Origin of the sequence: Pseudolysinimonas sp., assembly GCF_031389465.1 — a bacterium.
In the GTDB taxonomy this organism is placed as follows: domain Bacteria; phylum Actinomycetota; class Actinomycetes; order Actinomycetales; family Microbacteriaceae; genus Pseudolysinimonas_A.
This window is the reverse complement of the sequence record NZ_JANMSQ010000260.1, coordinates 1-9,879: the sequence shown is the minus strand read 5'-3', so window position 1 is coordinate 9,879 and position 9,879 is coordinate 1. Positions and strand designations below refer to the sequence as shown.

The following is a 9,879-nucleotide window of genomic DNA, read 5'->3' as shown; positions in this document are numbered from 1 at the left end:
GATGGCGACGAGCACGTGGATGACGAGCCACGCCGAGTCGAGCGCCGGGGGCAACGGGATGACGTCGACGTAGAGGTTGCGGGTCGCGAGCACGAGCAGGAGCACGGCGAGCCCGGTGACAAACGTGCCGAGGAAGCGAAGGTCTTTCCAGAGGTTCGCGAACAGGAAGACGCCGACGATGATGCCGGTGCCGGTGAGGGCGAACTCGAACATGTTGGCCCACGGCACCCGCTCAGCGGCGACGCCGCGCAACACGATCGCGAGCACGTGCACGGCCCAGCCGAGTGCGGTGAGGGCGAGCCCGATGCGCGCGTTGCGGCTAGGGCGGGCGGGCGCGGCGGAGGCGGGCGGGGCGGGCGGCGCTTCGACGAGCACGGCGGTGGCGCCTACCGTCGCGGCCGCCTCGGCGGGCACTCGAGCGGGGGTGGTCGACGAGCGCTTCGCGAGGTCGAGCAGGAACAACACGAACGCCCCGAGGTAGACCGCGGCGGCGGAGTAGACGCCGACGAGCGACCAAGCGGCGAGGGTCTCGGTTGTCACGTTGTCATCCTATGTTCGTGATTCGGGGTCGTACCGAGGGCCTCTGCGTGCGACCGCGCGAGATCAGTGACGGCCGCCGCGAGCCCCGGATCTTCGCCGCGCGCGAGCCCGGCGTACTCCAGCCGCGTGCCCCCGCCGCCCGGCAGCACCTTGACCCACATCCGTCGCCGCGGAATGAACAGGCTCGTCAGCAACCCGCCGACCGCCGCGAGCGCGAAGCCCAGCACCCACGCCTGCGCGGGGTCGTGATGGATGTCGAGCCCCACGTAGTTCGCGACGCCGTCGAGTTCGATCGTGCCCATCCCATCGGGCAGGTCGAGGGTGTCGCCGATCTGCAGGGCGAGGGCATCCTCTCGACCCGCCAGTTCTTCCATGTTCTCGGTGTCGAGGGTGTAGACGTTCGCCCCGCTGCCGTCTGCGAGTCCGAGGTCGCCGCGATAGACGAGCAGGGTGAGCACGGCGTTCTCGGTGATGTTCGGTGAGAAGGAGGTGAGCGCACCGGAGTCGAGCGCGATCGCGTCGGGGTAGAAGAATCCGCGCATCCCGAGCTGGTCGCTCAGCCCGTCGGGCACTTTGATGACACCACCGCTGGTGAGGTTGCCGTCGGTCGCGAGGAACGGCACCGCCTGCTGGAACACCACGTCGCCGTCGGGGTCGCGCACGGTGACGATCGGGGCGTATCCGTTGGCGAGCAGGTAGACCTGAGTGTCGCCGATCTCGAGCGGCGAGTTGACCTTCAGGGTCTCCGTTCGCCACTCCCCGCCACGTTCGCGCACACCCATCGTCGCGTCGAAGTCGGTCGGATGCCAGGTGCCTGCGTTCTGGTCGAACTCGTAGCTGGAGTCGAACCCGTCGAGCCGCAGCCCGAACGGCTCAAGTGCCGTGTCGGAGTCGACCCACGGGCCGGAGGAGAACGAATCGTAGTCGGCGAGCACGTTCGCGAACGGCTCCCCTTCGACGAGCAGCCGCTGCCCGGTGTAGCCGAATCCGCCACCGATCGCGACCCCCGCGAGCACCCCGATCAGCGCGGTGTGGAACACGAGATTGCCGGTCTCGCGCAGGTAGCCGCGTTCCGCCGAGATCGAGTCGCCGTAGCGCTCGACCCGGTAGCCCTGACTCTTGAGCACCTTCCGCGCGGCAAGCACGGCAGTCTCGGCATCCACCGCACTCTCGGCCGACGTGTACCCGACAAGCCGCGACAACCGCGCCGGGGTCTTCGGCGGGCGGGCGCGCAGAGCGTCGAAGTGATGCTTCGACCGCGGGATGACGCAGCCGATCAGCGAGATGAACAGCAGCAGGTAGATGGCCGAGAACCACGGCGACGAGAACGTCGAGAACAACCCGAGCGCGTCGAGGATCTTGAAACCCTCGGGATCGCGCGCCTGATATTGCAGCACCCCGTTCGGGTCGGAGCTGCGTTGCGGCACCAGCGACCCCGGCACCGCAGCGAGCGCGAGCAACAGCAGCAGCACGAGCGCCGTGCGCATGCTCGTCAGTTGCCGCCAGAGAAAGCGTGAGAACCCGACGGCTCCGAGGCGAGGTAGTTCGGGCGCTTGCTGATCAGAATCGATGTGATCAGAGGGCCGGAACGAAGCCATCGATCACCGCCTGGAAGTTCGACAGCAGCAAGTTCCACACGCCGGTGACGAGCAGCACGCCGACCAGGATGAGGAGCACCCCGCCGACGATGTTGACGGCGCGGATGTGACGCTTGACCCAGGCGATCGACGTGCCAACCCATCCGACGCCGATCGCGACGAGCAGGAAGGGGATGCCGAGTCCGACGCAGTAGACCAGCGCGAGCAGCACCGCCCGGCCCGGGTCGAAGCCCGACATGAGAAAGACGGTTGCAATAGTCGGCCCAATGCAGGGCGTCCAGCCGATGGCGAAGACAACCCCGAGCAGCGGGGCACCGATGAGGCCCGTTCGCGGCTGCCACGACGGCTTGATCGTGCGCTGCAGGAACGTCACCTGACCGATGAACACGAGACCGAGCAGGATGATGACCACCCCGCCGATGCGCTGCAACAGGTCGCCGTATTGGAGGAAGAATCGGGCGGTCGTTGCGCCGAGGAAGTTCACGGTGACGAACACAACACTGAATCCGAGGATGAACAACAGCGCTCCGACGACCACCCGGCTGCGCTTCTTCTCAGCTCCCCCGGCGACTCCCGACACGTAGCCCAGGTAGCCGGGCACGAGCGGCAGAACGCACGGCGACAGGAACGACAGCAGCCCCGCCGCGAGCGCGAGCGGCACCGCCAGCCACAGCCCGCCCTCGGCGACGATGTCGCCCATCAGCCGGCGCTCACGACTGCTCCGCGAGCACGTCGTCGATGATATCGGCGAGGGTTCCGGGGCTCGGGATGCGACCCGAGATGCGCGCCGCGACCCGTCCGTCGGCGTCGAGGACGAGCGTCGTGGGCACCGCGGACGGCGGCACATCGCCCGCGAAGGCGAACAGCACGTCGCGGCTCTCGATGTCGAGGATCGAGTCGTAGCTGACCCCGAAGTCGGCCTCGAACGAGGCTGCCGTCGGAGCGGAGTCGCGGATGTTGACCCCAAGGAACGTCAGCCGGTCGACGTATTCGGTGGCGACCGATTCGAGGTCGCCCGCCTCATCACGGCAGGGCGGACAGCCTGCGTACCAGAAATTGAGAACAACCACCCCGTCGAGTGCCGCGCTGTCGACCGTTTCGCCGTCGACCGTCTTGCCGCCCCACTCGGGTACCTCGTCGCGATCGGCGGCCGGGATGATCAACACCGACCCATCGCCGGAGATGTAGCCGCCGCCATCCTCACCGGCGATGCCGTCCTGCGAGGTGCAGCCCGCGAGCAGCAGCGCGGCGGCTGCCGCGACCACGAGCGCCGGCACCGCGAAAGCACGCCGCATCAGACCGCGCCCGTGTCGATCGCCCCGGCGAGCAGGTCGGCGGCGGGTTCGGTGTACGACACCTCAACGAAGTCGGCGCCGCGCCGTTCGAGCGTCGTGATGCTCGAGAGGGCGCAGCGCCGCTTCGACACGTTGTGGGCCAGTGGCTTTCCAGCGACGGTGCGCGCGACCATCCAGATCGGCATCTGGTGGGAGACGAGCACCACCTCGCCGCCGTCGACGTCTTGCCAGTGGTCGGCGATGGCCGCCATCATCCGGCCCTGCACGCTGACGAACGGCTCGCCCCACGACGGCCGCATCGGGTTGAGCAGGAACGGCCAGTCCTGGGGCCGGCGCGGCAGGTCGCGGCGCATGTTGATGCCCTCGAACCGGTTGGTCGGCTCGATTAGGCGCGGGTCGAGCCCGAGGCCGGCCGGGATGCTCTCACCGAACACCTCGATCCAGGGCGCGGCACTCTCTTGGGTGCGCTGCAGCGGGCTCGCGACGATCGCGCGGATGTCGTGGCCGGTCAGCGACGCCGCCGCCGCACGCGCCATGAGCCGGCCGCGCTCGCTCAGCCCGAACCCGTCGAGGCGGCCGTAGAGCACGCCGTCGGGGTTCTCGACCTCGCCATGCCGCACGAGGTGAACGAGATCGGCAGGCACGACATCAGAGCTTACGAGGCCGATCGCTGCGTGAACGCCCAGGGTGCCGCCGCTCGCGCCGCAGCTAGACTCGATCCCCGTGACTTCCCGCATCCTGATCGCCGACCTCGCCGCCGCCCCCGAAGGACCCGTACGGGTCGCCGGATGGGTCGACACGGTGCGCGACCAGAAGAAGGTGCAGTTCATCGTGCTGCGCGACGAGTCGGGCGCCGCCCAGCTCGTGCACCCCCGCCTCGACGCGGGCGACCCTTCGACAGGCTCAGGGCAAGGGACTACTGAGGACCCGATCGCGGCCGTGATCTCGGGGCTCACTGCCGGCACGTTCGTCTCCGTCGAGGGCGAGCTCAAGCACGACGAACGCGTCAAGCTCGGCGGACTCGAGGTCAAGATCGGCGACCTCGACGTCATCGCGCCAGCCCTCGACTCGCCGATCGCCGAAGACTCCTCGATCGACAAGCGCCTCGACTGGCGCTTCCTCGACCTGCGGCGTCCCGAGCAGAACCTCGTCTTCCGGGTGCAGACGACGTTCCTGCACGCGCTGCGCACCTGGTGGGTCGAGCACGACTTCATTGAGATCCACACCCCGAAGCTCATGGCGTCGGCGTCCGAGAGCCGCGCGGAACTGTTCGAGGTCGAGTACTTCGAGACCAAGGCCTACCTCGCCCAGAGTCCCCAGTTCTTCAAGCAGATGGCGCAGCCCGCGGGCTTTGGAAAGGTCTTCGAGGTCGCCCCCGCGTTCCGGGCCGACCCGTCGTTCACCTCGCGGCACGCGACCGAGTTCATCTCAGTCGACGCCGAGATCTCGTGGGTCGACTCGCACGACGACGTCATGCGGATGCACGAAGAGCTGCTCGTCGCGGGGCTCACCGCCGTCAAGGAGAAGCACGGCGCCGAGATCGAAGCCGCCTTCGGGATCGAGGTGACCGTACCGTCGACGCCGTTCCCCCGCATCCCGCTCGCCGAAGCGAAAGAGATCGTCGCGGGCCGCGGCTACACCGTGCCGCGCGCCGACGCCGACATGGACCCGGAGGGTGAGCGTCAGATCGCCGCCTACGTGAAGGAGCAGTTCGGCCACGAGTTCGTGTTCCTGACCGACTACGCGTCCAGCATCCGGCCGTTCTACCACATGCGCCACGAGGGGGATGCGGGCCTGACGAACTCGTACGACCTCATCTTCAACGGCGTCGAGATCTCGACCGGAGCCCAGCGCGAGCACCGCATCGCCGTGCTCGAGGAGCAGGCCCGCGAGAAGGGCATCGATCCGGAAGAGCTCGGCTTCTACCTCGACTTCTTCCGCTACGGTGTGCCGCCGCACGGCGGTTTCGGCATGGGCCTGTCGCGCGTCATCATGCTGCTGCTGCACCAACCGTCGATTCGCGAAGTCACCTACCTGTTCCGCGGTCCGAACCGGCTCACCCCGTAATTGCTCCCATATGGGATCACTCACGGCGTGAGATATCCCATATGGGATATCTCACCGCACATATGGGATATCTCACCGCACGGCCCATAGGCTGCCGGGCATGAGCGACGCGCCGCCTCCGCCGCCGGATGGGCTGGCGATCTTCGAGCCGCCCGCGCCGCCCGCCGACGTCCCGGCGTACGGCGAAGTTCCCGAACAGCGGCTCGCTCATCCCGGGCTGCGGGCGCTCGCCTTCATCCTTGACGGGGTCGGCACTGTCGCCCTGACCATCGTCGTGGTCTTCGGGGGTCTCGCGCTCGGCGCGATGGAAAGCCTCGTCGCCATCCTCGTGGTGCCGCTCGGGTCAGCGCTGCTGGCGACGGTGCTGACGGCGACCCTCGGCATCACACCAGGCAAGTGGATCGCGCGCGTGCGAGTGGTTCACGTCGACACCGGCCGACCGATCTACGGCTGGGCGCTCCTGCGCAGCCTCGTCATCGTCGCGCCGATCCTCGTGACCTTTGTGGTGCTCGGGCTGCTCTCGAGCCTGCCGTACGGCTCCGGCGTGCCGGTGGATCCACTCTTCGGCGGCCTGATCGTGCCCGGCATCCTCTGGATCGGGATGTTCGCGGTCGTCGCCGCGACCCCCCGACACCGCGGACTCGAAGACCTCGCCGGTCGGTCCGTCGTCGTTCGACGCTGAGTCAGCCGCCCGTGGAGGTGCGAGTCAGCTGAGGGCCTTCATCAGCCGCGAAGGGTCGACACGCCAGATGGTGTGCACCCGGCCGTCGATCAGAACGACGGGGATCTCTTCGGCGTAGGCGTCGAGCAGCGCCGGGTCGTCGAGGATCGACTGTTCTTCGAACGTCACGGCGGGGAAGTCGGCGAGCACATCGGCGACGATGACCCGAGCGTCGTCGCACAGGTGGCAGCCGGGCTTGCCGAGCAGCAGCACGTGAGGCACGGATCCAGGGTACGCGGCAGCTACCCTGGGGGGATGCCCGAGGAGACGTCTCCCACCCCGAGCGACGACACCGCCACCTCCCCGTTGGAGAGCCCGGTCCCGAGCGACCGGCCGATCATCGCGTTCTTCGACGTCGACAACACGCTCATGCGCGGCACGAGCCTCTTCCACCTCGGTCGAGAAGCCTGGGCTCGCAAGATCATCGGGTTTCGCGAGATCGCGCGCTTCGCGTGGCATCAGCGGCGGTTCATCTCGGTGGGCGAGAACCCCGATCACCTCGAGAGCGCGAAGGACCGCGCCCTCGGCCTGGTCGGCGGCCACAGCGTCGCCGACATCAACTCCTTGGCTGAGCACATCTGGGAGCACCGGATCAGCAAGCGCCTCTACCCCGACACGGTCGGACTGACCCAGGACCACGTGGCGAAGGGCCACGAGGTGTGGCTCGTTTCGGCCACCCCGGTCGAGATCGGTGCGGTGATGGCGAAACACCTCGGTCTGACCGGTGCTCTCGGCACGGTCGTCGAGTCGATCGACGGCGTCTACACCGGGCGCCTGGTCGGCCACACCTTGCACGCTGAGCGGAAGGCCGAAGCTGCGCGCGACCTCGCGGCGAGCGCCGGAGCTCACCTCGCCGACTGCTGGGCGTATTCGGACAGCCGCAACGACATCCCGCTGCTGGCGATGGTGGGCAACCCGGTCGTCGTGAATCCGGATGCGGCTCTTGCCCACCACGCCCAAGAGCACGGCTGGCCGATGATGCGGCTGTCCCCCCGCAGCATCCGCGACGCCCGCCGCCGCGTCCGCCGCGAGGCCCGCCGCGTCCGCCGCGGCGCGCGTCGCCCCGACCCCGCCTAACCCCGCCGAGAGCTTCGAGCGAGTCGCGCCGCGAGCGCCGCAACAAGAAGCGACCGCAGACAAAGGAGGAGCGGGCTTCGTTCGGCGAGTCAATCGGGGTAGGGGTCCCCGCTCATGACTCGCCGAGGGCATCCGACCCTTCCGACGTCAGAAGACGATCACTTCTTGTTGCGACGCTGATGACGCGTCTTGCGCAGGAGCTTGCGGTGCTTCTTCTTCGCCATGCGCTTGCGGCGCTTCTTGATGACGGAACCCATGTTCACCTCGTTTCGACGTCAGGCCACCCGGGCCCTCATCGAGCCGCAGAAATCACAAGGGGCGAGTCTACCCTGCCCGGTTGCTCCGGGCGTCCGGCAGCTGTACTGCTGCCGCTACCGCGCTCTCGGGGATGCGGTAGGAGCGCCCGAACCGCACGGCGGGGAGTTCGCCGGATCGCACAAGCCGGTAGACCGTCATCGACGACACCCGCATCATGTCTGCCACTTCAGCGACGGTCAGGAACCGCATGTCGGACAACGCGCCCATGCCAGCCCCCTGACGTTGTTAGTGATGTGGAAGAAGTTCGTTCGACCGTTCAGGTTAGAGCCGCGCGCTATGCGGTGTCTATGGGCTGGCTTTCGACGGTCGGGGGCGTCGTCAGTCGACGTCGCGACTCCACGGCATCTTGTCGACGACGCGCTTCTGTGCGCCTTGGATTTTCTCTTGGGCCGCTTCGATCGCGGTGCGGGCCTGGTGGGCGGCATCAGCCGCTACTCGTCCGACCCGATCTCCGGCTTCGGCGCCGGCCCAGGCGGCGAAGATCGTGGGCCCGGCATCCGTCGCGTCGTCGACTCCTTCGGTGCTGGGCGCACCTTCGAGGAACGGCGTGAGCCAGGCATCCACGGTTCCGAGCGGGGCTGGGCGCAGGGCGTAGATGCGGTTGCGGCCGTCTTCGCGCACGGTCACGAGTTCGGCGTCGCGCAACTGCGCGAGGTGCTTCGAGACGGTCGGCTGGGTGAGTCCGAGCGCGTCGACCAGATCACCGACGGATGCTTCCCCGTCGAGCAGCCGACGCAGGATGTCGCGCCGTGTCGGTTCCGCGAGCACGTCGAAGATGTCGGCCATCACCCCAGGGTAGCCGCGCGGGTGGGTGGCGCGAGTAGCATTTCGGCTTGGCCCGTGTTCGATCCCGGGCTGTTCAACGAGGGAGTCGGATGCGCGCGCGGCCCGTGCAGCACGAGTCGTTGCGTGCGCGGATCCTCGATCGCATCAGCGACTTCTCGGCGTCGTCACCCGCTCGGTTCGCGGTTCTGGTGTTCGCGAGCCTGATCGGCATCTTCACGCTGCTCTTCTCGTTGCCGATCGCGACGACGTCGGGCGAGCGGGCGCCGTTCGTGGATGCGCTGTTCACCGCGGTCTCGGTGATCTGCGTGACCGGCCTCTCGACCGTCGACATGGCGACGTTCTGGTCGCCGATCGGGCATGTGTTCGTCTTCGTCGGCGTGGAGATCGGCGGCATCGGGGTGCTCACGGTCGCGTCGATCCTCGGCTTGATCATCAGCCGCCGTCTGGGGCTGCGGCAGAAGTTGCTTGCCGCCGGTGACGCGAATCCGCTCCGCATCCGCAAGGGTCCGATCGCCGAGAGCCAGGCGGTCCGCCTCGGCGAGACCGGAAGCCTGCTCGCGACGGTGGCGATCAGCGTGCTCGTGATCGAGTTGTTCGTCGCCCTGCTGCTCTTTCCGCGGATGCTGCTGAACGGCACCGACCCGCTGTCGGCGGCCTGGCAGTCGGTCTACATCTCAGCGAGGGCGTTCACGAACACCGGGTTCCTGCCGACCAGCGAGGGCCTCTCGGACTACGGAAGCGACTGGTGGTTCCTGATCGCCCTGGTGATCGGGGTCGTGTTCGGCGCGATCGGCTTCCCGGTGATCTACGTGCTGCGGAAGAACCTGCGCAACCCGCGTCGGTGGTCGTTGCACGTGAAGCTCACCCTCATCACGTTCGCTCTCCTCACCCTCGGTGGCACGATCGCCTACTTTTTTCTCGAGTTCGACAATCCGGCGACGATGGCCGATATGGATGTCGGCCAACGCATCCTGCAGTCGTTCTTCATCTCGTCGATGGCGAGATCGGGGGGGTTCGCAACACTCGACATGGGGCAACTCGACGGCTCGAGCCTGCTGGTCACCGACATGCTGATGTTCATCGGCGGCGGCTCGGCATCGACCGCTGGGGGCATCAAGGTGACCACTCTCGCCATCCTGTTCCTCGCCGCGTTCGCGGAGGCGCGCGGTGTCGACGACATGGAGGCGTACAAGCGCCGCATTCCGCAGGATGTGCTGCGCCTCGCTATCAGCGTCGTGCTGTGGGGGGCGACCACGGTCGCGGCGGCGACGATCGCGATCCTGTTGATCACCGACGACGTGCCCATCGACTACGTGCTCTTTGACGTGATCAGCGCGTTTGCGACCTGTGGCCTCTCGACCGGGTTCACCGCGTCGACATCCGATGGCGCCCAGTATGTGCTCGCGGCCACCATGTTCCTCGGCCGCATTGGTACCGTGACTCTCGCCGCCGCTCTCGCGGCGAGCACCCGCCGGCA

General features: G+C 67.8%; 12 protein-coding genes and 1 pseudogene. 4 read left to right on the top strand and 9 right to left on the bottom strand.

The genetic code is table 11. The features are described 5' to 3' along the window. The 5 genes and pseudogenes from RMO30_RS10440 to RMO30_RS10420 all read right to left on the bottom strand — a co-directional run. A pseudogene (locus RMO30_RS10440) lies at positions 1 to 540 on the bottom strand (c-type cytochrome biogenesis protein CcsB); the annotation flags it as partial. Next, complete coding sequence (locus tag RMO30_RS10435) at positions 537 to 2,027, bottom strand: cytochrome c biogenesis protein ResB (protein WP_309712991.1); 1,491 nt, start codon at positions 2,025 to 2,027, stop codon at positions 537 to 539. The gene RMO30_RS10435 and the pseudogene RMO30_RS10440, both read right to left, overlap by 4 nt. Before the next feature lie 88 nt (positions 2,028 to 2,115). After that, on the bottom strand, positions 2,116 to 2,838 hold the full coding sequence (locus tag RMO30_RS10430) for a cytochrome c biogenesis protein CcdA (protein ID WP_309712988.1): 723 nt from the start codon (positions 2,836 to 2,838) through the stop codon (positions 2,116 to 2,118). A 10-nt stretch (positions 2,839 to 2,848) separates the two neighbouring features. Then, positions 2,849 to 3,433 carry a TlpA disulfide reductase family protein gene (locus RMO30_RS10425; protein ID WP_309712986.1) on the bottom strand — a complete coding sequence of 195 codons (585 nt, stop codon included), beginning with the start codon at positions 3,431 to 3,433 and terminating at the stop codon, positions 2,849 to 2,851. Next, complete coding sequence (locus RMO30_RS10420; RefSeq protein ID WP_309712984.1) at positions 3,433 to 4,077, bottom strand: histidine phosphatase family protein; 645 nt, start codon at positions 4,075 to 4,077, stop codon at positions 3,433 to 3,435. The genes RMO30_RS10425 and RMO30_RS10420 overlap by 1 nt, the downstream gene beginning before the upstream one ends. 79 nt (positions 4,078 to 4,156) lie before the next feature. Between RMO30_RS10420 and aspS the strand changes: the two genes are divergently transcribed. Beyond that, positions 4,157 to 5,500: an aspartate--tRNA(Asn) ligase gene (gene aspS / locus RMO30_RS10415; protein WP_309712981.1), complete on the top strand. Its 1,344-nt coding sequence runs from the start codon at positions 4,157 to 4,159 to the stop codon at positions 5,498 to 5,500. A gap of 100 nt (positions 5,501 to 5,600) precedes the next feature. Beyond that, positions 5,601 to 6,182: an RDD family protein gene (locus RMO30_RS10410; protein WP_309712979.1), complete on the top strand. Its 582-nt coding sequence runs from the start codon at positions 5,601 to 5,603 to the stop codon at positions 6,180 to 6,182. A gap of 24 nt (positions 6,183 to 6,206) precedes the next feature. Here the strand turns inward: RMO30_RS10410 and RMO30_RS10405 are convergent, their stop codons facing one another. Beyond that, on the bottom strand, positions 6,207 to 6,443 hold the full coding sequence (locus RMO30_RS10405) for a glutaredoxin family protein (RefSeq protein WP_309712977.1): 237 nt from the start codon (positions 6,441 to 6,443) through the stop codon (positions 6,207 to 6,209). 33 nt (positions 6,444 to 6,476) lie between these two features. On the opposite strand from RMO30_RS10405, the gene RMO30_RS10400 reads away from it, so the two are divergent. Then, positions 6,477 to 7,298, top strand: a complete 822-nt coding sequence (locus RMO30_RS10400; RefSeq protein WP_309712974.1) for an HAD family hydrolase — start codon at positions 6,477 to 6,479, stop codon at positions 7,296 to 7,298. Positions 7,299 to 7,456: 158 nt separating this feature from the next. Here the strand turns inward: RMO30_RS10400 and RMO30_RS10395 are convergent, their stop codons facing one another. The 3 genes from RMO30_RS10395 to RMO30_RS10385 form a co-directional block, all read right to left on the bottom strand. Beyond that, a complete protein-coding gene (locus tag RMO30_RS10395) occupies positions 7,457 to 7,555 on the bottom strand; it encodes a 30S ribosomal protein bS22 (RefSeq protein ID WP_003792170.1) in 99 nt (32 codons plus the stop codon). Between the two features lie 67 nt (positions 7,556 to 7,622). Beyond that, entirely contained in the window at positions 7,623 to 7,823 is a 201-nt protein-coding gene (locus RMO30_RS10390; protein ID WP_309712971.1) for a helix-turn-helix domain-containing protein, read from the bottom strand. A gap of 111 nt (positions 7,824 to 7,934) precedes the next feature. Beyond that, positions 7,935 to 8,402, bottom strand: coding sequence for a metalloregulator ArsR/SmtB family transcription factor (locus RMO30_RS10385; RefSeq protein ID WP_309712968.1), 468 nt, complete (start codon positions 8,400 to 8,402; stop codon positions 7,935 to 7,937). 89 nt (positions 8,403 to 8,491) lie between these two features. Here RMO30_RS10385 and RMO30_RS10380 point away from each other — a divergent pair. After that, positions 8,492 to 9,879, top strand: a 1,388-nt coding sequence (locus RMO30_RS10380) for a potassium transporter TrkG (RefSeq protein ID WP_309712965.1), incomplete at its 3' end; no start/stop codon positions are given.

Bases quoted from the DNA above. Each gene is read 5' to 3' on its own strand.
- RMO30_RS10395 (WP_003792170.1), bottom strand. From the start codon at position 7,555: ATGGGTTCCGTCATCAAGAAGCGCCGCAAGCGCATGGCGAAGAAGAAG.
- RMO30_RS10390 (WP_309712971.1), bottom strand. From the start codon at position 7,823: ATGGGCGCGTTGTCCGACATGCGGTTCCTGACCGTCGCTGAAGTGGCA.
- RMO30_RS10425 (WP_309712986.1), bottom strand. From the start codon at position 3,433: ATGCGGCGTGCTTTCGCGGTGCCGGCGCTCGTGGTCGCGGCAGCCGCC.
- RMO30_RS10435 (WP_309712991.1), bottom strand. From the start codon at position 2,027: ATGCGCACGGCGCTCGTGCTGCTGCTGTTGCTCGCGCTCGCTGCGGTG.
- RMO30_RS10385 (WP_309712968.1), bottom strand. From the start codon at position 8,402: ATGGCCGACATCTTCGACGTGCTCGCGGAACCGACACGGCGCGACATC.
- RMO30_RS10400 (WP_309712974.1), top strand. From the start codon at position 6,477: ATGCCCGAGGAGACGTCTCCCACCCCGAGCGACGACACCGCCACCTCC.
- RMO30_RS10410 (WP_309712979.1), top strand. From the start codon at position 5,601: ATGAGCGACGCGCCGCCTCCGCCGCCGGATGGGCTGGCGATCTTCGAG.
- RMO30_RS10430 (WP_309712988.1), bottom strand. From the start codon at position 2,838: ATGGGCGACATCGTCGCCGAGGGCGGGCTGTGGCTGGCGGTGCCGCTC.